This window comes from Methylotenera sp. N17 (genome assembly GCF_000799155.1).
Taxonomy (GTDB): domain Bacteria; phylum Pseudomonadota; class Gammaproteobacteria; order Burkholderiales; family Methylophilaceae; genus Methylophilus.
The window spans coordinates 1,185,801-1,210,443 of the sequence record NZ_JUGE01000001.1 but is presented as its reverse complement, the minus strand read 5'-3'; the positions used below and the strand labels follow the sequence as shown (position 1 = coordinate 1,210,443).

Below are 24,643 nucleotides of genomic sequence, written 5' to 3'. Positions count from 1 at the left end.
TTGAAGAGTTAATTTATAGGGAATTATCAAAGTAAGACTGACCTGCTCCCCGCTTGCCATACCAATCTAAATTGAAATAAAGTCCACTTTCAGGAGTGGCGTAATGAAGAAGAGCAGATATAAAGAAGAACAAATCATTGGTTTTTTGAAGGAAGCAGAAGCAGGATTTCCAATTGCCGACTTATGTCGGCGAGAAGGCATCAGTGTTGGTACTTTTTATAGTTGGCGCGCCAAATTTGGTGGTATGGACAGCACCGAAGCACAACGTCTTCGTGCATTAGAACGCGAGAACGCGGATCTTAAGAAACTGCTGGCAGAAGCGCATTTGGATATCTCCGCACTTAAAGTGGCTTTTGGGGTAAAGCGCTAACCCCACAAGCAAAACGAGTAGGCATACAACGTATCCTTGATGCTGGCATGTTGTCAGAGCGTAGAGCTTGTAGCTTGGTGGGGTTATCTAGATCATCATGGCGCAACCCGCCGCAGGATGAAGAAGCAACAGTATTACTTCGGCAGCGTATTAAGCAACTCGCTCATGAACGTAAGCGATTTGGCTATCGACGTATCCACGATATGCTCAAGTTTGAAGGATACGCGGTGAATCACAAACGCGTTTATCGTCTTTACACTGAGCAAAAGCTCACGGTAAAGCGACGTAAGAAAGCCAAGCGACCCATCACAGAACGTGCAGAGTTGCTAATACCTGATGAGCCTAATCAAGTGTGGAGTATCGACTTTGTGATGGACAGCTTAGCTAATGGACGCAAGCTCAAGTGTTTAACAATCGCAGATGACAAGACCCATGAATGTATCGATATTGCAGTGGATCATGGCATCAGTGGTTTGTATGTCACCAGAGTCTTAGAGCAAGCGGCAATATTTAGAGGCTTTCCACAGGCGATTAGAACCGACGGTGGTCCCGAGTTTACCAGTCGTGTATTTATGGGCTGGATGCACACCAACGGTATAGAGCATTTACTGATTCAACCTGGTAAGCCAACCCAGAATGCGTATATTGAGTCATTCAATGGTAAATTTAGAGATGAATGCTTAAATGAACAATGGTTTGAAACATTGGCGCAAGCTAGGAAGGTAATATCAGCCTGGCGCAGAGATTATAACGAAGTAAGACCGCATAGTAGCTGTGGGCGCATTCCACCAGCTATTTATGCACAAAAACTTAGACAAGCAACATGATTTTTAAACGGACTTTTTTTCAGAATCGGTTGGTAGTGTTACAGGGGGCAGGTCAGATGCATTGCTGATGGCGGTATGGCGCAGGAAACCTAAACATAAAGTGCTGATACATTCTGACCAAGGTAGCCAATACACCAGCGAGGATTGGGATATATTCTTGAAGGCACATAACCTTGAGTCCAGCATGAGTAGACGCGGAAATTGCCACGATAATGCTGTGGCTGAAAGCTTCTTTCAATTATTAAAACGGGAAAGGATCAAACGCAAAATATACAATCATCGCGATGATGCAAGGCAGGATATTTTTGATTACATCGAGTTGTTCTACAACTCAAAACGACGTCATAATTCCAATAACTTGCTATCTCCGATAGACTACGAAAACCAATTCAAGAAAACGGCTGAAGAGTGTCTATAAAATTAGTGGCGATTCAGTCGTAGTGGTACTCTATCCTAGCAAAAAGTGCGTCCAATATCGGGTCTTTTGTAAATGCTTTCAGCCCGGGTACTACTTCGCCATTAAATATAAACTAAGGTAGAGCATTTCTGAAACGATAGATTAACTCAACAGCGGCTTTGTTCCCGTATCTGTTGAGTTTCCATAGATTGCAAGTAAGCAACTCTAAAGCGGGGAGTATAGGCGGGTGATTACCAGATACAAAGAATAGCAAAGTAGAGTTAGCAGAGAAAATAAAAGCGACCTTACTATGCGGGTTCAGATGAGTTACTTTGTGTTACCTATAGTTCCAAAAGAAAAAAGCACCTCCGAAGAGATGCTTTAAAGCAAGAGATAAACATGCAAGTTTAGCAGTGCTGTTAGGGTTTGCTTACCCCGTCTAAATTAAGTCGCCCTAATTCAAACGTTCCTAGTGGTAAAAACAAGCCCTAGCCATTAGCATGATGAAATTTACCGTTTGTGCATATGGGAGTTTTTCCCGAATTTTGGATTATTTATTTCGATTTGTTTGTTCGGATGGACCTGATGCACTTGTCTACTTGTAAATGTTTTGTGTGGGTGCTTCTAATCGCTTAGTAACATCAGATTTCGACTCCTCTGAAATCTTGCCCTTACCACCGTACTGCACCTGCTTAATTAAACTAAAGGGATTTACGATAGTGTGAGATTGAAGAAGATGGTTCATATTAACCGTCTTGCGGTTATATTCAACCATAGTTATTTAAAGTTCAAACTCATCTTCACAGGTTATTCAATTAATTCATCTAGTTAATTCGTTTTAAATTGTTGGAATAAAGTTTGCTGGTACTTGATATTTTCAAACTCTTTCTAGTGAAAACATTACCAGCGCAGTATGGATACTTTGAGTTCAATTAAGTTAAATGACACACTAAACACCATCAATACTTCAAAGATAAGTACGTCAACGGTGCGAGACGTCTATATTAACAACTACAACTGGTTGGTCGGCATGCTTTATAAAAAACTCAGTTGCCCCCAAAAGGCTGCTGATTTAGCACAAGATACTTTTACACGCATTTTAACCTCACACAACCATCTCTATCTGTCAGAAGCCAGAGCGATTCTGACTACTATCTCTAAAGGGTTGCTTGTGGATCACTATAGGCGTCAGGCCATAGAAGCTGCCTACTTAAGCGCTTTGGTATACCTGTCCGAAGAGCAAACACTTTCATCTGAAGACAGGGCTATTCTTTTAGAAACACTTTGCGAAATTGACCGTATGCTTGATGGTTTATCAAGCAAGGCGCGTAAAATATTTCTGCTCTCTCAGCTAGATGGTCTGACTTACCCTGAGATTGCAAAGCAACTAAACATCTCTTTGAGCAGTGTTCAAAAACACATGACACAAACATTCTTGGCCTGCTATGCAGTGCGCTATCAATACAAGTGACTAATCGCGCTCATACTTCGCCTGATTCGGCAACGGTGCAAGAGGCCATTAAATGGATGGTGATCATGCAATCCGGTATTGCAAGCAGTGAAGACTTGTCTAACTGTGAGCGATGGCTTAAACAAAGCCCATTGCATGAAGCAGCGTGGCAGCAGCTAGAAAGCTTAAGTGGAGGCTTTAAAACAATTCCCAAAGCGCTTGCGCATGCCACTTTAGATAATGCTTCAACTTATCATCAACTGCAAAGCAGACGGCTAGTGCTTAAATCAATATTGCTTTTGGCGGGCACTGGCGCAATAGCCTTTGGTGGGTATCAATTTGCGCCATGGCAACAATTGATTGCAGACTACGGTACCAATGTGGGTGAGCAGCGCAAAGTAATGCTAGCCGACGGCACAGCGCTACTGCTGAACACAGACAGCGCCGTTGACATTCGTTTTGATACTCAACAGCGGCTTGTTAAACTACTTAAGGGCGAAGTATTAATTACCACTGGCCACTTAGATGGCGAATATAGACCCTTTAGCATTCAAACTGCCCATGGTAATGTTCGTGCCCTAGGTACACGGTTTTTGGTACATCAACAAGAAAACGCTACGCTAGTTGCAGTGTACGAAAAAGCAGTAGAAGTACGCCCCAATACCACCACAATGGCTATTCGCCTTGATGTAGATCAACAGCTTACATTTAGCGCGTCACAGGCAAGTCCCATCGTTCAGGCAGATCTAGACATATCTGCATGGTCAGATGGTGTGATCGTTGCAAAAAATACACGGCTGGCTGATTTTGCAAAAGAGTTGGATCGTTATCGTTCTGGCAAGATTATCTGCGACGCATCTGTGGCTGATCTCATGATTTCAGGAGTATTCCCAATCAATGATCCTGACAGGGTGATTGTGTCATTGGAACGCACACTACCAATAGTCGCAGAGAAGCGCATGCGATATTGGACTACGCTAAATAAGCGCTATTAAAAAATGTTTTAAAATTTTTTACAGTTTTTTTGATCTCGTTCGGTATATCAAATAGAACCCTAATTTCTACTTGATTCTTAAAGGTGAAACGAATGAATCACAGAAAACTTTCAGTAAAATATATTGCAAAACAAAACATATGCACATTATTTGCACTGCTATTCCATCTTGTTTCTATCTATGCGATAACCAGCACAGAAGCACAAGCAGATGAGACAAGTGTTAGAACAAATAAAAAATATAACATCCCCGCTGGCGCCTTAGATAATGCTTTAAATCAATTTGCACGCTCTTCAGGCGTGTATTTATCATTTCCTCCGGAGATTGCGCAAGGCAAAGAAACCAAAGGTTTAAAGGGTGTTTACAATACACAAGATGGCTTTAAAGAACTGCTCAAAGGTACTGGATTAGAAGTGGTGAATGATCAACGTGGTGGCTTTTACTTAGATAAAGCTGTTCCTCCACTTAACAAAGACAATACTCCTGATCTTGGAGCAAAGCATTCGAGTAGCGCTAAAGAAATTCAACTCGACGAAATCCAAGTCCGCGCCAAACGCTTCTACGAGATAGGCCCTTTACCTGGCTTGGGCTTAACCAAAGACCAAATCCCCGGCAATGTACAAAGCATCAGCGCTAAAGAGATTAAAGAGTCTCACTCACTCAGCATTACTGACTTAATGAACAAAAAGCTACAGTCTGTGACTGTGAATGATTACCAAGGCAACCCCTTTCAAATGGATGTGCAATATCGTGGCTTTACCGCAGGGCCACAGATTGGTACACCACAAGGTTTAAGTGTTTTCTTTGATGGTATCCGTGTGAATGAACCGTTTGGCGATGTGGTGAATTGGGACATGATTCCTATGAATGCCTTAGCGGGTGTGGATGTATTCCCAGGCTCTAATCCTATTTTTGGATTAAACACATTGGGAGGTGCTTTCACCCTTAAAACCAAAGACGGCTTTAACAATGCAGGTGTGGATGCAGAAGTACTGTATGGTTCTTTTAACCGTAAACAGCTACAAGTAGAAGGTGGCTGGAACAACGGTACTGTCGGTTTATTTGCAGCCGGTAACTTCTTTCTGGAAGATGGCTGGCGTGAGAACTCACCTAGCAAAGTCAATCAACTCTTCACCAAAGCCAGCTATAGGGGAGACAAGCTGGACCTTAACCTGAGCAGCTTATGGGTGGGGACTGATTTGGTAGGGAATGGGTTGCTGCCTAACCAAATGTATCAGCAAGATCGAAATGCCTCATTCACGTCTGAAGATACCACCAAAAACAGGCTTAGCCAATTTCAGTTGTCAGGCAATTACTTCGTGAACGATAATTTTACAGTTACAGGACAAGTCTATCGCCGTAACAGTAATCGCCATTCCTTGGGTGCTGATGCATATGTGGATGGATTTCCTGACAACGAGACTAATGAAGTGAAGAGAAACCTGAACCCCGGTGAAGTAGTGGCCTGTCAGTTCCTCAGTACGAATAAATATCAATTGCCCGATTATTATGTTATCGATTTAGCTGATCCATTTGATTACGCCTCTAATCCTTTTATGGCGGATTATTTTGCAAATAGTGGTAACCCTGGGTACGACATGAACGATTCATTAGCATTGCTACCGCCAACTGCATTTAATGGAACGCTGGATGATGAGTATGCAAAGCAAGCAAGAAATGGCTTTGATTACTGGAAAAACTTTATTGATACGTTTCTATATCGAGAACAAAGCGCCCCAACACCTGTGGATTTAGGGCCTGTTACTTCATACTCTAACGGGGAGTCCTCTTACTCAACATTAGGATTTAATTATGACATTCTTCGAGGCAATACTTTTGATTTATTTCCCGATTTTGAAGTCAATATGAACTTTTTTTATACGCCAGACGGTGTTAAACATGTTGTCTTGACCAAATCCCCAATCAATAAGGATGTGTGTCAAGGGGCTAGCTACAATGTAAATGTTCTAAACGAAAATGGACTTCCTGTAAGCCCGGATGGTCACGGTATCAATGCACCAGGGGTGGTTGAAGGAACGCCAGTTTCCGTGCTGTCTGATAACAATATCAAACAAAAAACAGACGGCGCATCATTACAACTCAATTGGAATCTGGAACATCACAAATTTATGGTGGGCGTTTCAATCGATGCGGCTAGTGCCAGTTACTCTAATAGCCAACGTTTAGGTTTATTTGATGATAATCGCAAAGCCTACCTGTCACCAGAAGGTATTCGTGACCAGTACGGTGCTGCTGATATTGGTATTGCGAATAACAATTTTGAAGGCACTTCAACCACTAAAAGTATTTACGCTAGTGAAACGTGGAGCCCAATAGATACACTGAATATTACTGGATCCGCTCGCTACAACGATACACACGTTAAGAATACTGTTGCCAGCCGCACTGTATTCGGTAGTTATTATGTGCTTTCAGGCTACCAGCAGCGCCCAGATTTTTTCAATTTGTGTTTAGGTAGTGTGGCTAACTGCCCAACAACGGGATATAGAATAAGTGACGGTAGCCAATTATTAAAACCTGCAGAAACTGAGAAGTTTAGCTTTTACTCCTTTAACCCGTCTTTAGGTGCAACTTGGCAAGCGAAAGAAAACCTCAATATTTACAGCAATTGGTCGCAAGGTACACGTACACCTAGTGTAATCGAACTTGGTTGTGCGTTTGATCATAGACCCAGCGGTTCAAAAACATGGGGTGGAGATAAAAATGGTAACTTGATTCCAGACCCAGAAGAAATGGTGGATATTCCTAAAAGCTTGCTAGAAAATCGTGAATGCTCGCTACCTACAACGCTTTCCGGAGACCCTTATTTACCTCAAATTAAAGCGACAACTTACGATATTGGCTTACGCGGGACAATTGGGGATAGCGTTAGATGGAATCTGAGTGCCTATCAAACTGATTTAAAAGACGATATCTATTTTGTTGCATTAGGCAATGGCACAGGTTTTTTTGATACGGTAGGTAAAACACGTCGTCGCGGCCTAGAGGCTGGTCTTTCAGGCAAGATCAATAAGCTAAGTTTTGGCGTTAATTATAGTTTGACAGATGCAACGTTTCAAAACAGTTTTAAAATGATTTCAGAAAATAATAGTAGTTCTGTGCCGGATGCTGCACTGTTTGCTGTAGGCGACCTAGAAGCATTTAGAAGTATTACCGTTAAGCCTGGTGATCGTATGCCAGGTATACCCCTACATAACCTAAATGCGAGCGTAGCATATGATGTGACTGATCAATGGAATGTAGGGTTTAGCGCGGTTTTACATTCGGGAAGCTTTATTCGAGGAAATGAAAATAACAGTCATCGTGCAGGGGTGACAGAGGTGTACACCAATGTTGCAGGACAAGTGATATCACGCCAACCATTCAGTAATCCGGGAAAGGTAGATGGTTATGGGGTAATCAACTTCCAAACAAGTTACAGATTTAATTCAGAATGGACTGCCACCATGCTGGTGAATAATATTTTTGATAAAGAATATTTCAGTGCAGGACGTTTAGGACGTAATCCTTTTTCCCCCAGCATTAACGGTGCAATTGGCTCAGGTGGATATAACTATAATTCTGATGACTGGCTGAGCGCTAACTTTTTAGCGCCAGGTGCACCAAGAGGTGTTTGGTTTAGTTTGAACTGGCGGTTTGACCCCAATGCCAAGCCTAGCTTTTAGTATTGAGGGCATGTTATTAGAAGTGTTTAACCAGACAGGTGCCAGTCACATTAAGTCTTAAATGAAGTGGCGATGAGAACGATTAAAAGAGCGATTGAACAGGTGGCTTTGAATGCAAGTTTAGGGGGAAACCTTTACAGTCAAAATTCTGATAGGCTTTAAACTAGAGTAGTGCTATACGTCTATTTATTGACACGCCATTCAATACCCAGCAAAGTAAGGGTTCGTTGTCATTCAACAACTAACAAAAAGGAGTGTAAATGAATAAAACAGAATTGATTGCTGAAATAGCAAAAAATGCAGGACTCACCAAAGCAGAGGCGGGGCGCGTGATTGATGCCACGACATCCGCCATTACATCCTCACTCAAAAAAGGAGAGGCAGTTACCTTGATTGGTTTTGGTACATTTAAAGTAAACAAACGTGCAGCACGCACAGGCCGCAATCCACGTACGGGTGCAGAACTTAAAGTGGCTGCACGTAATGCGCCTGCATTCACTGCAGGTAAGGCACTGAAAGACGCAGTGAATTAATCTTTAATTGCTAGATATTAGGGTTGCTAGTCAGTGTATTCGTGACCCTAATTCCCTCCATTCAAACTTTGCATCTTAGGTATTGATTACTCCACTTTATAAGATGGTTAAATTTAGCCAAGTTGTATGGCTGTAAACAACCTAAATAAGTCTGGCTGCATAGATGGTGTATGTAAAAAATTATTATAATCAATAGGTTGAATTTTTATTGATTGATGGGAATGGTATTTGCTGGGGTTCTTGAAAGAATCTGGAAACGCTTCAGCGATGAATTCCTCAATTGAATGGCATGGTATTAATTTAAGATGGGCATATTGTGAGTTATTGCCGGCTATCTATAGCGACATTCGATGTCACCATCGAGCTTACGATATCTTACATGATGCATTGTTGAAAATTGCCATTTCACCGACAGCAATCAATCTGGATAAACCCCATGCTTACCTCAGAATAATTGCACAAAACCTCGTATCAGATGATCGCAGGTCAAACAAAAGATTTATACCGCTTGTACCTAATGAAGCGTTTAGTTTTCAGGACTTTACAAATGATGTCACTAAACTGGCCCCATCCCCAGAAGAGTTAACCTCTCTCAAGCAACGACTAGAAGCTTTGCAAATGGTTATCAATAGCCTTCCACCAAAGTGTCGAGAAGCGTTTTGGTTATACCGAATAGAAGAGTTGGCTCTTAAAGAAATCGCCGTCAAGCTTTCTATCTCTGTCAATATGGTGTCGCGTCATATCACACGGGCAATGTTGGATTTAACCAAATTACAAGATCAGATTCGGTAATGATGCCACGTAACCATACAGATAAACTACGTGAATCGGCTATTGCTTGGTTCATTCGAATTCGAGATGCCGAAGCTGACGATGTTATTAGAAGCAAATTTGAACAGTGGTTGATGTCTAGCCAAGCACATCAACAAGCGTATGCCGACATCTCGAAAATGTGGGAAACTTTTGGCTCTACCAGTGACCTTGAAAAGCTAGCCGGTGTTGCAGAGCAAAATATCTATCTCCAAAAAGCTGAACGGTCTCAGCATGTCAAAAAATATATTGTTGGATTAATGGCTGCTGTTGCTATTGGCCTTGGTGGTTTATTGGGTTTTCAAAGCTGGCGTGCTCAACCGACCATGCAGATGATGGCTCAGACTGAAGTTGGACAAATCAAGTCTCAACGATTGAATGACGGCACTCTATTGACCATGAACATGGGTACGGTAATTGAAGTCACGTATTATCGTGACCAACGTCTGGTCAACCTCAAGCAAGGTGAAGCCATATTTGATGTTGCGCGTGATGAGCGCCGTCCATTCATCATTGATAGTGGTAAAGCGAAAATTACGGTATTAGGCACCCGATTCGCAGTAAACCGTATGAAAAAACTCGTGCGAGTTAGCGTAGACCATGGAACGGTGAAGGTTGAGCAGCATGACTCCAAAAATATTGAAAGTCCAGATTCTTTGATATTACACGATGGTGAAGTTGCGGAAGTGAACGCCTATCGCAGCGAGCCAACGCACGTACAACGCCAAGCGTCTGATGCATTCGCTTTCGAAAAGGGGATGGTGATTTTTGAAGAGGCAGATATGGATGAAATCGCAGAGACGTTATCCAGGTATCGCAAATTGCCACTAATAGTAGAACAACCAGTATCCGCTAAAGTGCATATTTCCTCAATGCTAAAGGCGGATGCGATTGAGACCTTTATCAATCAGATGCCTGAAATGGCACCTGTTAGCATTGTGCAAACATCCAAAGCCACCATAATCAAAGGCACTTCTTCAAGAAAATAAAAATTCTTAAATTAAGACATCACTAAATTGCCTACCTAAAACGTCATTGCAGTATTAAAACGAATTCAGGAATTTGGCAATGGCGAGAAAGATCATACAAAAACGTGGCTTGTTGGCATGGGCCGTGTTATCCACATTGGATATTGGCCAAGTAGGTTTACATGAGCTGCATGCGGCTGAACTTAATACCCAGCTACCCACAGCGGCAGATGCATCCGGTTTCCCATTACAGATTAATTTACCTTCTCAGCCTTTAAATCAATCGATTCGGCAATTGGGTAATCAGACTGGCTTAAGTATTTCGTTCGATAGTGAACTGACTAAAAATAAAACTGCACCTGCTGTTAAAGGGTTACTGTCCCCACAGGATGCTTTGAAAAAGATACTACAAGGCAGTGGTCTGCAACTCAATATCAACGGCAACTCTGCTGTGATCAAGCAAGAACCAGATCAAAATTCCCAAACTTTACAGCTTGATGAGATTCAAGTCCGTGCCAAGCGCTTCTACGAAGTAGGCCCATTACCCGGCCTAGGTTTAACCAAAGACCAAATCCCCGGCAACGTACAAAGTATCACTGCCAAAGAGATTAAAGAGTCTCACTCACTCAGCATTACTGACTTAATGAACAAAAAGCTACAGTCTGTGACTGTGAATGATTACCAAGGCAACCCGTTTCAAATGGATGTGCAATACCGGGGCTTTACCGCAGGCCCGCAGATCGGCATGCCTCAGGGGTTGTCAGTGTTCTTCGATGGTATTCGTGTCAATGAACCCTTTGGCGATGTCGTCAACTGGGACATGATTCCCATGAATGCGCTTTCCAGTGTGGATGTGTTCCCTGGCTCCAACCCAATCTATGGTTTGAATACACTTGGCGGGGCATTTACAGTTAAAACCAAGGATGGGTTCAACAATACGGGTGTAGATGCTGAAGTGCTTGCAGGCTCCTATGGCCGTAAGCAATTACAGGTTGAAGGCGGCACCAACAACGGTACCTTTGCTTTTTTTGGCGCTGGCAATTTTTTTATAGAAGATGGCTGGCGGAACAACTCACCTAGCAAGGTAAATCAATTCTTCGGTAAGGCCAGTTATCGCGGCGACAAGTTGGACCTTAATCTAAGTACTTTACTGGTAAAAACCGAACTGGTGGGCAATGGCCTGTTGCCTAGCCAGATGTATGCTCAAGATCCCAGTAGCGTATTTAGCAGTCCCGATACGACCGATAATCGTTTGGCGCAATTCCAGTTATCAGGCGCATTCCAGGCAAGTGATACCTTCAGCGTAACAGGACAAGTCTACCGTCGAAAAAGTGACCGCCATCAAGTTGGAGCGGATGTGTTTACGGATATACGAGAAGATGCGGTACGGCAGATAAGACATCAGCCAGGTGCAGAAACAACCTGTTTATTTGCAGAATCTGCTGTTACAAAAGGCGTGCCACTTTACTATGTTATTCCAGTGCAGGCAGATGCGAACGGTAATGCAGATATCACCACAACGCAGTTTTATACCGATATTAGCAATAATTATGGTAGCGACCCTGCTTATCCTGATGGCCGTTTTTACATAAACCCAGCAGATTACCAGTCAAATGCCAATATACCTTTACCTGAAGAGATGGCGATAAGGATGAGGGATTTAATAGCATTTGACAAAAATTATTATGAAAACATCATTTATAACAGGGAGATATCCAAGATTCAGGGCCCAGTAACACCGCTTAGGGATTCATCAGGCAATCTGGTGTTGGATGGGTCCGGAAATCCTCTACCTTCTTTTGCTTTTGGTGAGAGCTTTTTCGGATCATCACAATATACAGCTTTGCTAGGGAGTAATATTTCTGATCTATCGCTCTTCACTGATGATAATTATTTTTTTACACCTGATCCAGCCAACCCTGGCGGCTTTATTAAAAATATCGTGGTATTGGCAGCACCTGCAAACAATGATGAGTGTAATGCTGGCCGTCTTGCATTAGAACAATACAGGGATGTTGACAGGCTGGAAGTTCCTATTGATGGCGCAGTCGGCGGCTACGATCAGGTAACTGGTAAAGGTCAACCAGGTGTCGTTGAGGGTGTTCCTACTGCTATCTTTAATGATAACCAGATTAAGCAAATTGTGGATGGCGCATCCATCCAATTCAACTGGAATTTTGACAAACATAAATTCATGGTGGGTGCTTCAATCGATGCAGCCAGTGCTGAATATAATAATAGCAGCCAGCTGGGTTTCCTCACAACGGATCGCAAGGCCTATCTGGATCCGGCACAGGCGCATCCCATGTTTATCGGCGCTTTTGTACCGCTTAAGAATAACGATTTCAATGGTACTAATACCACCAAAAGTATTTATTTCAGCGAGACCTGGTCACCTGTTGCAGCATGGAACTTCAGTGCTTCAGGCCGTTATAACCAGACCAAGACCATCAACAAGATTGCTGTTCGGTATGGCAATGACAACTATGGTATTGGCGATTTGATCAGCTACCCCGATAGGTACAACGTATGTGAAGGGGATTGCACGGTTAATCGTCCGCCCGCAAATAACAAGCCTTTCCTTGGTTTCAAGACGGTAGATGCAGCAGAGACTGAGAAATTCAGTTTCTACTCGTTCAATCCTCAATTAGGTGCTACCTGGCAAGCCAGAGAGAATCTCAATCTGTTCGCCAATTGGGCACAGGGCACGCGTACCCCTAGTGTAATTGAGTTGGGTTGTGCCTTTGACAAAACGCTGGTTCCCGGACCGGGCAATACCATGGTACCCAGAAGCATTGCTGAGAATCGCCAATGCACGCTTCCCACCACGCTCTCGGGCGACCCATTCCTACCCCAGATTAGAGCCACCACTTATGACTTGGGCATGCGTGGTACATTCAAGAGCTTACTAGGTGCTGAGGACTTGCAATGGAATCTAGGTGCTTACCAGACTGATTTAAAAGACGATATCTATTTTGTAACTTATGGTAATGGTACTGGATTTTTTGACAGCATTGGCAGAACGCGTCGCCGCGGTATTGAAGCCGGTCTTTCCGGTAAAAAAGATAAATTGGGGTTCAGCCTGAATTACGGCCTCACTGACGCCACGTTTGAAAATAATTTCAATATGATCAGCGAGGACAATAGCAGCTCAACTTTTGTAAGTGGTTATGGCAATGTCATAGAAGTAAAAAAAGGCAGCCGTATGCCGGGCGTTGCCCTGCATAACCTGAATGCCAGCGTTAGCTATGACGTGACCGATAAATGGACGGTCGGGCTAAGTGCGGTGGCACATTCCAAGAGCTACGTGCGCGGCAATGAGAACAATGAACATAAAGTAGGGGTGGAAGTAGTAGGCAGAGGTTCGGTCGGAGTAGATAATCGAGCTCTACGCCAGCCTACCAGCAACCCAGGCACTGTACCAGGGTATGCAGTATTTAACTTTCAGACCAGCTACAAATTCAACAAGGAGTGGACAGCGACCATGCTGGTGAATAACTTGTTTGATAGAGAATATTTTACCGCTGGTCGGCTGGGACGTAACCCATTCTCGCCTAGTATTGATGGCGCAATCGGACCAGATGGCTTCAACCATAACTCTAACGATTGGCTAAGTACAAACTTTATATCTCCAAGCGCACCACGCGGGGTTTGGTTTAGCCTGAACTGGCAGTTTGACCCCTATGCCAAACCTAATTTCTAGCAGTGTGACTCGCGGTATCATCTGGGTTTATAAAGCCTTAGGCTTTAAGTTGAGAGTAATATACCTATAAACTATCTAGGAGAAAGGTGGTTAAAAAATGTAACCAATAATGGTTTATTTCATCTTATTGTAGTGTCTATGAGTGTGATATCAGCACCGTTAGCTTTCGCATTTTCGATTAAACTTTTTACTTCTGGACTATTAAACTTTACGCCGTAGGCAATGTAGGGGTAATCGTCTAAAGGAGCCTCTTTAGCAAAGAATGACCAGTCATCGTTTTTATTGTAAAAACGCTCCACGTAGCTTGTAATGGCTACTAGCAAGAAACCCTCATCCGCTGTTTTGGCTAACCATGGGCCGCCTGAATCTCCATGCGTAGGCATCGGTTCTGCTGCCGAATATTGATGCTTGCTATCCAACCGATTGATTGCAGTTAAGTAATCTAGAGAGCTGATAATTTCTTGTTTGTAGTGAAATTGGGCTCTTGCCTTAATATGTAGCATTGGGTCCGACTGTTCATACTGTTTAGGCATCACCGCATAAAAATCATCTAAGTTATTTAAGGTTTTTTTAACGCTACAGCGTGGGTTAAATAACACGGCTTCGTTAGATGCACTACCAAAGCCGCACACCAATACATCGCCAAGGTTTGGGTTTGTGTCAATTGACACAGATTTCACATTTTTTGGTAGTGATTTGTCGAAAACCAGAATGGCAACATCAAGCGCTAAGTTGTTTTCAATTTCACTAAATGGGTAATAAAAAGCATTACTGATATTGATGGAGTCTAATTGATCAAAGTTGGTGTCAGTGATGGTGATTTTAGGTAGCTGATTGTTGGGATCTAACTCAATTTCTTTTAGACAGTGGCCTGCAGTGATGATTGTTAAAGGGTGTGTGCCGACAATAACGCTACTACAGGTCGATTCATATTTGTCCCACTCTTGGACTGAGTTCAACCAATGCTGGTGTTTAATGTTAAGTTTGACTGAGAATACATCGTTGGGTGATGTTTCTTGACCATTGATGACAGCGTGTGCATTAAGCTGGGTCAAAACTAATATCAATGTAATGGCTTTTTTCATAGCTCACATTCATCAAGGTACATTAGTGGAAAGCGACTGTTTAACTGAATGCTTCATTAAAACATATGGTTATATGGTTTTAGAAGGAAAAACTCCAAGAGTTAATTTCAAATTATCATGATGTAAATATAGAAGGATATTTTATGATATTTCAACAACACATTTGCACGTATTGCGAGGTATAGAAATGTTGAAGTATCTATTCATACTGTTACTTGGTCTAAGCGCTGTTACCTTACATGCAAATCAGGAGCATCTGCACGGGCTGGTTACATTCCCTCAATTTTCCATTATTGGCACATGGCGTTACCAGTTGCCCGATTCTGGATGTGTTGAAACTTACGAGTTTTCCAGAGATGGTCATTTGAGAGCGTCTAGCGCACAACAAGTGACAGATAGTATTTATTTTATTGCGGATGAACATAGTGAATATGCTTTTTATAAGTTAGAGCACCAGGTCACGCGCGCCAATGATGAGAAAGACTGTGATGGTGAAGTCTCACAGTCTGGTATAAGCGCGGTGCACTATGTACGGTTTGATGATACTGGGAATAGTTTAGTCATGTGTGCTGATGAGTCAGCTTACTTGGAGCAGTGCTTTGGCCCACTGCACCGCAGCGCGCAGTAGCTACTCTTTTCTAAGGCAAAACTTTTGCACTGTGAATTGTCCAGCGCTGTTTACCTGATAATGTGTTAGAGCAGCCAAGTAGGCTTGTCGGAGTGTCAATGGATAAAACATGTTTGGTGTGGTCTGCGGTCTGCACCTCCATAAACCAACGATCGACCCACACTTCTATAGTGTGATCTTGGCTACTGCTAGCCAGTAGCATCATCTGACCGTCCTTCATTGCACAGTCAGCATCTTCTTTCCCAACTAATTGAATAAAAGAGAGTGCCGGCGTCTCTGCGTCGGCTGGTTCGGCACCGATGAGTGCCGAGTAGCTGATTAACATGATGAAAACCAAGCTTGGAGAATCAAATGTAAAAGGATGCTTCATGACGGCCTTAATGAGAAATAGAGAGAGATTTCATTTTTTTAACAGCTTCAGCATGCTCGTAGTTGTGCTGTCTCAAGTTAATATAAAATTGACAATAATCACCAAAATTACCAATCAGGTGCGATTGTTTCACAGCAATCATCCCGTCTAGCAGCATGAGAAAATTAGTTGAAATATTAAATTTTTCCAATAGGTCACGTGTCTGAACAATGCGGTTGGCGATAATCCTTTTTTCTTCTTTAAACTGTGTGGATAAGTAGTCCAGCCGCTGTTGAAACTGATTTTCCATAGCATTTGGAATGACGCTATAGACTCGATCTTTTTGGTCTTGAGTAACGAGCCACTTGGCTGCAATGTTATTGTCTTGCGGGGAAAGGAATGAGATGGAATACAAGGATTGAATATCGATCGCCCCAGGATTGACTTGTACAACCTGCGTAACACTATCGATTGGGGTGTCAGCGTTATCCTTCTGACATCCTGGTAGTGATAGGAGAGAAAACACAATGAGGAATAGGTGTGTGAGATACATTGTATTAATACAGTAAATTTTATGAAGTAGTGAATGGCGGATTTTATTGCTCAATCATTTTTATCTCGGATTTAATGCTGTGGATAATGGCGGTGAAGGCGTCGTAATCAATACTGGATATTGCTAGACTAGCATTTGAATTATTTGCGTTTTTTACTAATGCGTTCAACGCTACTTGTATATCTTGGGTAGCCTCTAATAATGACTTCCTATGTGGCAGTGGGTGATGCCCTTGATAATACTGGGCAAGCAATGTATACGTGCCTGTGATGAAAGCTAAAATACGATCACCATTGAAATCTGCAGATACACTTATTACCAATGCCTCGCGTGCTTGTAGTTCTTGAATAGCGTCAAATTTCCAGTTAAAAGGCCCTTTAAAAACCCAGTCAGCCATTTCATGTGCACTAACCTTGGTGCTTTTTTCAAGTTCATGTGGATTGGATATATAGACTTGTTCCATCCACTTCTGAAGGTCATCAGCATGTTGGTCGAATAAAGCAGCAAGATTTTTTATGTGGGCTGATGAGCGAGCCGGTGTGTGATTTTGCTTGACCGTATCCTGTGGTTGACGAGAACTGTCTGCGAGCAAAGTGGTTGAATGGCTTGATATGAAGCATAGCGAACTTACAAAGAGATATTTTACGCGCATCACTATTCACTGATGGTGGCATCAGTAATGTTGTTTTTGCCTGTATTTGAAAAATGCCGATTAAACTCAGTGGTACGGATGTTTGCCCATACACGAATCATCTGCATGAACTCAATTGAATTCATGGCGCCATGGATGCCATCGACAATAATGGTTTCTCTAATGGCGAGTACAGTTGGGACTTGTTGTATATTAAGGTAATCTGCAATCAACGGATCATCGTCGATGTTAACCTTGCCAAATACAATCTCAGTGTTACTGTTTGATTGATCGTTGAATATTGTATCAAACAGTTTGCATGGCTCACACCAATCGGCAGTAAACAATACAATCACAAAGTTACTTTGCTCAATGGTATGTTTAAAATTGTGTTTGTTTAGCGTAATAGTCGACATAATATTTGTGATCTAGAATGCAAAAGAGAAATTGATGCATTTGTCGTTGGCAAAGGTTAGCTCAATGGTTTTGTAAATTTTTTTACTGTTAAATCGCACTATTTTGCTGTAGTACCACATTTCAATGGCATCTTTCTTTAAGCTGGTATTGCCCGCTTTTTCCGTATATTGGTCGGCGCCCATAGGGCGTACGGCCGTTTCTTTTTTGTTTGGTTTGCCTAATATTTTCTGTACTTCACTGCGAGATCTTCCATCAAACGCTTGAATAAACTCCTGCTCTGAATAGATGATTTTCTCACTAGCTACGTTAGATTTTGCATGGGATATGGCGGATAAACTTATTAAGACTAGACTAAACAAAATACGCAGAGACTTCATCATTGACATAGCGGCGACTTTACAAAAGGTTGTAATTGAAGTGGCTATGCTATAGAGATGCTACTTGACTGAATAGGGAATGATTCACTCTTGATTATGCCAAAGGTTCCCGCTTGCCTACTACGCCATGTAATATAGCCAAATGTACCAAATTTGCTGTAGTTTGCACGTCTAACTTTTGCTTAATTTGTGTCTGAATATTAGCAACCGTTTTATAAGAAATATTAAGGCTGTTCGAAATTTGAGTGAGTGAATTGCCATCAACAATTTGTCGAAATACTTCAAACTCTCTAGCTGAGAGTTTTTCTAAGGGACGTCGATTGTCATTGACATGATCAATGGCTAAGTTTTGCGCAAGTTTTTGGCCGATATAGCGCTGACCATTGATAATCTTACTCACTGCATCTAACAAGGTTTGGGCATCATCGGTTTTGATAACATACCCCTTTGCGCCGGCTTGGATGGCACGCATGGCAAAAATACTGTCCTCATGCATGCTATAAATCAAAATTTTTGCGCTTTTATCCCGCAATAAAATACGATTTAACGCTTCTAAACCGCCAATACCAGACATATCTAAATCAATAATAGCAAGGCTGGGTTGATGCTTCTGCCACAGAACAATGGCCTCTTCCCCGGAGCTGCCTTCTGCAACCACAGTGTATCCCCATTGTTGTAATAAGTTTTTTAACCCTTGTCTGACAACAACGTGATCATCAACGAGTAATATGGTTTTGTTCGTGTGATAGTTCATATGTGTGGTTACCTTAAATTTTGATTAAAAGGCGTGAGCGGTATTGTTACTTCAATTGAAGTGCCACGCGGATAGTTGGAATGAATGGATAGTTGGCCATGCACGGCATGAACGCGTTCGCGCATACCAATCAGACCAAATCCTAAAGGGCGTGATTGCAGCTGGATGCCAATCCCATCGTCTTGGATAGCAAGATGAATGCTTTGATTAGATGTATTAAATAGCAATGCAAGCTTCACATGCTTTGCCTGAGCATGCTTGGCGATGTTGGTCAGGGATTCTTGCACGACTCTATAAATCGTGATGTTGGTTTTCTCATCTGTATCTTTTGTAAAGCTATCAATCTCAGTATCTATGCGAATCTGCGGGTGATAACTGATCCATTCTTTGACCGTTGCATGGATTGCGCCTTTGATTCCCTGACTATCCAGCGAACTTGGCCTCAAGCGTCTAATCAATTTTCTAGAAATATTGCGTGTCATGCGACAGTTGTTGGAAATTCGATTGGCGAGTAGGGCAATACGTTCATCTTGATATGCCGTCAGTGTCGCGATATCCAAACTGATGCCGGTGAGATATTGCCCAATTTCATCGTGTAGCTCACGCGCAAGTTCTAGCCTTTCTCGCTCTTGAACTTCCATGACATGCTGTGTTAACAGTTGGTTTTCCACGAGCAGCGTTGCACTTTTTTCTTCTGCCAACTCTTTTAAGTGAATGCTTCTTTTTAAATCAGCCATCCGGTTTTTGGTAAAGATGGCCAAGGATAAAGCAACCAGCAAGATGAGATAAGGGATTTCGTCCAATTGCAGATATTCGTAAGCAGATAGGCTATTTGAAATTAGCTCTGCCAGGTCGATATACATCATTGTGGTATAGGACAACACGATGATCGAAGATAAAACAATTACATCACGCTTGACTGGGTTGAGATTCACCCAAAAATTTCTACAGGTATTCATGTTTGGCATTTTTACTTACTGCGCTTGATTCAGAATAGTGAATCCTTCCCGCTAATGAAAAAAAGTAAGAAAGATTAAGTAATTTGTAACAAAACATGACGAAAGGGAACCTTTTATCAGGTTAGCGGGAATCATTCATCTTATTTAATTGGTCGTGCAGGCTCACTATTCGGTTGCACCATTACTGACGTGATGGTTGGTTTTTAATTTTAACCTTATAGAGGGGACATTTATGAATAAGCGCAAACTGATAGGGGTGGCCGTAGGGGGTCTGCTGGCGATGGCGACAAGTCATGCTGTATATGCAGATGCTGATTTGGATAAGCGAGTACAAGATCCAAATCAATGGGCAACTCAAACTGGGAATTACTTTAGTCAGCACAATAGTAATTTGACGCAAATCAACAAAAATAATGTAAAAAATGTAAAAGCGGCTTGGTCTTTTTCAACGGGTGTTTTGCATGGGCACGAAGGCGCACCGTTGGTCATTGGCGACATGATGTATGTTCACTCTGCGTTTCCAAATAATACATATGCAATCAATTTGAATGATCCAGGCAAAATTGTCTGGTCACACAAGCCAAAACAAGATGCTTCTACAAAAGCAGTGATGTGTTGTGACATTGTCGACCGTGGTGTGGCCTATGGCGCTGGTCAGATTGTGAAAAAACAAGCGGATGGCCATCTTTTGGCATTGGATGCTAAAACCGGTAAAGAAAATTGGAAAATTGAGTTATGCGATCCTAAAGTAGGGATGACGCTTACGCAGGCACCTTATATCGTTAAAGATACGGTGTTGATTGGTTGCTCAGGTGCTGAATTGGGTGTACGTGGTGCAGTGAATGCTGTGGACTTAAAAACAGGCGAGCTGAAGTGGCGTGCGTTTGCTACTGGTTCAGATGAGTCTGTTCGTCTAGCTAAAAACTTCAATGAAAAAAATCCGCACTATGGTCAATTTGGTTTGGGTACCAAAACATGGGAAGGTGATGCATGGAAGATTGGTGGCGGTACTAACTGGGGTTGGTATGCATATGATCCTAAATTAAATCTGTTCTACTACGGTTCTGGTAATCCAGCACCATGGAATGAAACGATGCGTCCTGGTGACAACAAATGGACTATGACGATTTGGGCGCGTGATGTGGATACCGGCATGGCAAAGTGGGGTTACCAAAAAACACCTCATGATGAATGGGACTTTGCTGGTGTAAACCAAATGGTGCTGACTGACCAGCCGGTAAAAGGCAAAGTGACGCCACTGTTAACACATATTGACCGCAACGGCATTATGTACACATTAAATCGCGATACTGGCGAGCTCATCTTGGCAGATAAAGTGGACCCAGCAGTGAACGTGTTTAAGAAAGTAGATTTGAAGTCTGGCTTGCCAGTACGTGATCCAGAGTTCTCAACACGCATGGACCACAAAGGTACCAACATTTGCCCATCAGCGATGGGTTTCCATAACCAAGGGGTTGACTCATACGATCCTGAATCACGTACGCTCTATGCAGGTTTGAACCATATTTGTATGGATTGGGAGCCGTTCATGTTGCCATACCGTGCAGGTCAATTCTTCGTTGGTGCAACGTTAGCGATGTACCCTGGCCCAAATGGCCCAACTAAGAAAGAGATGGGTCAGGTTCGTGCATTTGACACCGTAACAGGCAACGTTAAATGGACGAAGTGGGAGAAGTTTGCTGCTTGGGGCGGTACTTTATACACCAAAGGCGGCTTGGTTTGGTACAACACACTTGATGGCCATATTAAAGCTTTGGATAAAACCAACGGTAATGAGTTGTGGAAATTCAAAATGCCTTCAGGTGGTATCGGTTCGCCAATGACTTACTCATTTAAAGGCAAACAATACGTCGGCAGTATGTACGGTGTAGGTGGTTGGCCTGGTGTAGGTTTGGTGTTTGACTTAACCGATCCAAGTGCTGGTTTGGGTGCAGTAGGTGCATTTAAAGAGCTCCAAAACCACACCAATATGGGTGGCGGTTTAATGGTGTTCAGTCTGTAGTTTTTAAATAGGGAAACTGTGGCGCTCTGAGGTGTATTCACCTTTAGCGCCACGGTCAAACTAAATGTTGGGTACAGATCCTGACGAATGAGTAACCACTTTTGGCAATATTAATAAGGCGATGCGAATTTTATGTTTAAAAAACAGCAGGTATTCAGTTTGTTTTCAATGGTAGCCGGTGTGTTGTGTTTTCTTGCAACGCAGGCACATGCAGATGAGTTGCGTGTGTGTGCCGGTGAAAATGAAATGCCATTTTCTAATGTGAAAAAAGAGGGCTTTGAGAATGCACTAGCCGAAGTGATCGGGCAAGGGCTCAATAAAAAAGTGGAATTTGTATTTTGGAAAGACCCAAGATATTCCGTACGTGATTTTTTAGATAAGAACAAATGTGATGTTGTGTTTGGTATGGATGCGGCTGACCCGCGGGTTTTAAAAACCAAGCCTTACTTTAAAAGCGGTTATGTATTTGTGACAAAAGAAGACCGTGAAATTGATATTTCTTCTTGGAACGATGAAATGTTGAAAGCCAAATCATTTCGGATAGGTGTTTTACCAGACAGTCCGGGCAAGGTGATGTTGCTTCAGATTAATCGTTTTGATGACATGTTCGACTATTTTGCAGAGATTCAAGGATATAAATCGACGCGAAATAACTACATCAGAGTTGAGCCATCAAGGTTGGTCAACGATGTTGAGAGCCAAGTGCTACACGCTGCTGAGTTGTGGGCGCCAGAGGCTGCTCGTTATGTGCGTGAGGCAAAGACCAAGTTAAAAATGCAATTGATTAAAGATGATGCGAAGAAATCCAATGGCGTGAAAGTGCCTATGCATTATGACGTAGTGATGGGTGTGAGAAAAGGTGACACTGAATTGCAACAAGCGTTGAACAAAGTGATTGATGACAAAAAGGTTGAGATTGAAGCAGTGCTAAAAAAAGAAGGTATTCCATTGCTTTAATAAACAAAGTTTTTTAATTGAATAAGTGAGTAAAAATATGAAGTTTAGTTTTTCTATGGTGAGAGATGTTCGATTTCATACTGCAGTTGCAGCAGTGGGATTGACAGTGTATCTGGCGGCCTGTAATTCAGCACAAGAGCTTGATAGTCACAGCATGGTTAGCGAGGATGCAAAAAAAGAAGCTGTGTCAGAGCATCTCAAACTGGCTGAAGCAAACAAGCCTACAACGATAGCGGTGCCACCTGGGCCGATGCTTGATTTTCGTGGCACCATCTCTGGGGATCCTTTGGATTTTAATGATAAAAAAGGCGATGACACGCCTGCAGTCAAAGCATTCAAAGTGACGGGTAAAAACCCTTACAACGACTATGAAGCCATCAATAAAAGTGGGTACACCATTTTCTCTACTGCTTGCGCGGGGTGTCATGGTCACTTAGCTGAGGGGAAACTAGGGCCGGCGCTTACGGATGATTATTGGACATACCCAAACAACGCAACAGATAAAGGGTTGTTCGAGACTATCTATGGAGGCGGACAGGGCATGATGGGGCCGCAAAGGGGGTTGTTGTCGCAAGATGAAATCCTGCAGGTCATGAGCTGGTTGAGAAGTGCTTACAGCGGAGACCCCAAAAAAGCGAAATGGAAAAAATAGATTCACCAGTTTTAAATTTGTAGTGAGCTGACTGGTGGCTTGCTACAAGTAGACAGCAACACCAGCAACCATATGAAAAGGAGATTTAAATGAAAACAATCATGACTTTGGTAGTACTTGCGGGCGCGATGGTTGCATCTGGCTCAGCATTGGCTTATGACGGACAAAACTGTAAAGAAGCTGGCAATTGCTGGGAAGCTAAACCTGGCTTTCCGGCAAAAATTGCTGGATCAAAATACGATCCAAAACATGATCCAGTAGAAGTGGGTAAACAAGAAGCTTCGATTAAAGCCATGGATGCGCGTAATGAAAAGCGTATTGCAAATGCAAAAGCAACTGGCAAGTTTGATTATAACGTCGCAGAGTAATCTGAGTGACAACATTAACCGATGCTGAGAAGCATCGGTTAATTCATTCTGGTGATTACCACCATTGATGAAACACAATTTTTACCGCTAGCCCGCGCACTCATATTAAAGAAACTTATGACCGATTCAAACAAAATGGATTTAGACGTATACCGCCAGCAAGTCATCTTATTTGAAAATGCAATCAATCAAATTGTTCTAGGCTTAAACCATCAAGTGAGGTTGCTCACCATTGCAGTTTTATCACGCGGCCATGTCTTATTAGAAGGCGACGTGGGTGTTGGTAAAACAACATTATTAAGAGCCGCTGCAAGATTGTTGGGCGGGCAATATCAACGTATAGAAGGTGCTGTCGATCTGATGCCTTCTGATTTTTTATACCACGCTTATATCAACCAAAATGGACAGCCATCGGTGGCGCCTGGGCCATTGCTACAGCATGGTGAAGAGTTGGCGGTTTTCTTTTTCAACGAGATTAATCGAGCAAGACCACAAGCGCATTCTATGTTGTTACGTTTAATGGCTGAACGTTCAGCACATGCATTTAATCGTGAATATTATTTCCCGCATCTGACGGTATTTGCAGACAGAAATCGCTTAGAGCGTGAAGAAACATTTGAGTTACCTGCCGCGGCACGTGATCGTTTTTTTATGGAAATTAACATCAGCGCGCCGGATGATTTTGAATTGCAGCGCGCCCTCATGTTTGACGTTAAGTTTCAGCAAGTGGATAAGATGATTACAGGCTTATATGAAGGCGTTGTGCCATTTGCGGCGATGAATACGATGTTTGAGATGATACAAAAGCATGTACGCGCAGAGCCTGTGTTTCAAGATTATGCAGTACATCTTTGGCGTACGTTAAAAGACCCTGTTGCAGCCGGTATCACATTAGATGGTATTGATATGCCACGATTGATTGCAGGTGGTGCTAGCCCACGCGGTGTTGGTATGCTAATGACTGCCGCGCGTACAAGAGCTTGGTTAGAGCAGCGTGACTATTTGACGCCAGATGATATTCGTAGCGTATTTCATGCGGTGATGATGCACCGTATATTTTTTACACCAGCCTATGAATTAAGACGAAATGATATTGCGCCCAAATTGCTAGATGCGGTGTTATCTCACGTAACGGCTCCTTAGACTTACAT

At 42.6% G+C, this 24,643-nt stretch carries 22 protein-coding genes and 1 pseudogene; 15 read left to right on the top strand and 8 right to left on the bottom strand.

The annotated features are described in order from the left end of the window. Positions 1 to 103: 103 nt before the first annotated feature. From FG11_RS05800 to FG11_RS05755, 9 genes and pseudogenes are all read left to right on the top strand, one after another. Positions 104 to 1,197, top strand: a protein-coding gene (locus FG11_RS05800; protein WP_088177900.1) for an IS3 family transposase whose coding sequence is annotated in 2 segments (ribosomal slippage) — positions 104 to 365 and positions 365 to 1,197 — 1,095 coding nt in all. Because the reading frame shifts where the segments join, the coding sequence is not laid out codon by codon here. 55 nt (positions 1,198 to 1,252) lie between these two features. Next, positions 1,253 to 1,615: pseudogene (locus tag FG11_RS05795) on the top strand (IS3 family transposase); the annotation flags it as partial. An 892-nt stretch (positions 1,616 to 2,507) separates the two neighbouring features. Further along, a complete protein-coding gene (locus FG11_RS05785) occupies positions 2,508 to 3,065 on the top strand; it encodes a sigma-70 family RNA polymerase sigma factor (protein WP_081978186.1) in 558 nt (185 codons plus the stop codon). Beyond that, positions 3,062 to 4,039, top strand: a complete 978-nt coding sequence (locus tag FG11_RS05780; protein WP_047533759.1) for a FecR domain-containing protein — start codon at positions 3,062 to 3,064, stop codon at positions 4,037 to 4,039. The genes FG11_RS05785 and FG11_RS05780 overlap by 4 nt, the downstream gene beginning before the upstream one ends. 92 nt (positions 4,040 to 4,131) lie before the next feature. After that, positions 4,132 to 7,725, top strand: coding sequence for a TonB-dependent receptor domain-containing protein (locus FG11_RS05775; protein WP_047533757.1), 3,594 nt, complete (start codon positions 4,132 to 4,134; stop codon positions 7,723 to 7,725). A 260-nt stretch (positions 7,726 to 7,985) separates the two neighbouring features. Beyond that, on the top strand, positions 7,986 to 8,258 hold the full coding sequence (locus FG11_RS05770) for an HU family DNA-binding protein (RefSeq protein ID WP_047533754.1): 273 nt from the start codon (positions 7,986 to 7,988) through the stop codon (positions 8,256 to 8,258). A 240-nt stretch (positions 8,259 to 8,498) separates the two neighbouring features. Next, entirely contained in the window at positions 8,499 to 9,050 is a 552-nt protein-coding gene (locus tag FG11_RS05765) for an RNA polymerase sigma factor (RefSeq protein WP_235276348.1), read from the top strand. After that, positions 9,050 to 10,057, top strand: a complete 1,008-nt coding sequence (locus FG11_RS05760) for a FecR family protein (protein ID WP_047533752.1) — start codon at positions 9,050 to 9,052, stop codon at positions 10,055 to 10,057. Before FG11_RS05765 ends, FG11_RS05760 begins: the two co-directional genes overlap by 1 nt. Before the next feature lie 79 nt (positions 10,058 to 10,136). Then, positions 10,137 to 13,739, top strand: a complete 3,603-nt coding sequence (locus tag FG11_RS05755; protein ID WP_047533749.1) for a TonB-dependent receptor domain-containing protein — start codon at positions 10,137 to 10,139, stop codon at positions 13,737 to 13,739. A gap of 119 nt (positions 13,740 to 13,858) precedes the next feature. Here the strand turns inward: FG11_RS05755 and FG11_RS05750 are convergent, their stop codons facing one another. Beyond that, the gene (locus FG11_RS05750; RefSeq protein ID WP_047533747.1) at positions 13,859 to 14,824 is read right to left on the bottom strand and encodes a trypsin-like serine protease; all 966 of its coding nucleotides are present in this window, start codon (positions 14,822 to 14,824) and stop codon (positions 13,859 to 13,861) included. 187 nt (positions 14,825 to 15,011) lie between these two features. Between FG11_RS05750 and FG11_RS05745 the strand changes: the two genes are divergently transcribed. After that, a complete protein-coding gene (locus FG11_RS05745) occupies positions 15,012 to 15,452 on the top strand; it encodes a hypothetical protein (protein ID WP_020182092.1) in 441 nt (146 codons plus the stop codon). 10 nt (positions 15,453 to 15,462) lie between these two features. Here FG11_RS05745 and FG11_RS05740 read toward each other — a convergent pair whose 3' ends face one another. The 7 genes from FG11_RS05740 to FG11_RS05710 all read right to left on the bottom strand — a co-directional run bounded on the left by FG11_RS05740 (position 15,463) and on the right by FG11_RS05710 (position 19,492). Further along, positions 15,463 to 15,822, bottom strand: a complete 360-nt coding sequence (locus FG11_RS05740) for a hypothetical protein (RefSeq protein ID WP_020182091.1) — start codon at positions 15,820 to 15,822, stop codon at positions 15,463 to 15,465. A 7-nt stretch (positions 15,823 to 15,829) separates the two neighbouring features. Continuing rightward, entirely contained in the window at positions 15,830 to 16,354 is a 525-nt protein-coding gene (locus tag FG11_RS05735; RefSeq protein WP_020182090.1) for a hypothetical protein, read from the bottom strand. 43 nt (positions 16,355 to 16,397) lie between these two features. Beyond that, on the bottom strand, positions 16,398 to 16,946 hold the full coding sequence (locus tag FG11_RS13245) for a hypothetical protein (RefSeq protein WP_025224411.1): 549 nt from the start codon (positions 16,944 to 16,946) through the stop codon (positions 16,398 to 16,400). 62 nt (positions 16,947 to 17,008) lie between these two features. Continuing rightward, complete coding sequence (locus FG11_RS13240; RefSeq protein WP_052184954.1) at positions 17,009 to 17,401, bottom strand: thioredoxin family protein; 393 nt, start codon at positions 17,399 to 17,401, stop codon at positions 17,009 to 17,011. A 12-nt stretch (positions 17,402 to 17,413) separates the two neighbouring features. Continuing rightward, positions 17,414 to 17,782, bottom strand: coding sequence for a hypothetical protein (locus tag FG11_RS13560; RefSeq protein WP_157355019.1), 369 nt, complete (start codon positions 17,780 to 17,782; stop codon positions 17,414 to 17,416). A 91-nt stretch (positions 17,783 to 17,873) separates the two neighbouring features. Beyond that, a complete protein-coding gene (locus FG11_RS05715) occupies positions 17,874 to 18,533 on the bottom strand; it encodes a response regulator (protein ID WP_020182085.1) in 660 nt (219 codons plus the stop codon). A gap of 8 nt (positions 18,534 to 18,541) precedes the next feature. After that, entirely contained in the window at positions 18,542 to 19,492 is a 951-nt protein-coding gene (locus FG11_RS05710; RefSeq protein WP_026361724.1) for an ATP-binding protein, read from the bottom strand. A gap of 232 nt (positions 19,493 to 19,724) precedes the next feature. Here FG11_RS05710 and FG11_RS05705 point away from each other — a divergent pair, with 232 nt between their 5' ends. The 5 genes from FG11_RS05705 (at position 19,725) to FG11_RS05685 (ending at position 24,635) form a co-directional block, all read left to right on the top strand. Beyond that, entirely contained in the window at positions 19,725 to 21,515 is a 1,791-nt protein-coding gene (locus tag FG11_RS05705) for a methanol/ethanol family PQQ-dependent dehydrogenase (protein WP_020182083.1), read from the top strand. Between the two features lie 132 nt (positions 21,516 to 21,647). Continuing rightward, positions 21,648 to 22,472 (top strand): methanol oxidation system protein MoxJ, encoded by an 825-nt coding sequence (gene moxJ / locus FG11_RS05700; protein WP_020182082.1) that lies wholly within the window; start codon positions 21,648 to 21,650, stop codon positions 22,470 to 22,472. A 37-nt stretch (positions 22,473 to 22,509) separates the two neighbouring features. After that, positions 22,510 to 23,124: a cytochrome c(L), periplasmic gene (gene moxG, locus FG11_RS05695; protein WP_020182081.1), complete on the top strand. Its 615-nt coding sequence runs from the start codon at positions 22,510 to 22,512 to the stop codon at positions 23,122 to 23,124. A gap of 89 nt (positions 23,125 to 23,213) precedes the next feature. Beyond that, positions 23,214 to 23,492, top strand: a complete 279-nt coding sequence (locus FG11_RS05690) for a hypothetical protein (protein ID WP_020182080.1) — start codon at positions 23,214 to 23,216, stop codon at positions 23,490 to 23,492. 117 nt (positions 23,493 to 23,609) lie between these two features. Then, a complete protein-coding gene (locus tag FG11_RS05685) occupies positions 23,610 to 24,635 on the top strand; it encodes an AAA family ATPase (protein ID WP_025224408.1) in 1,026 nt (341 codons plus the stop codon). Positions 24,636 to 24,643 lie beyond the last annotated feature (8 nt).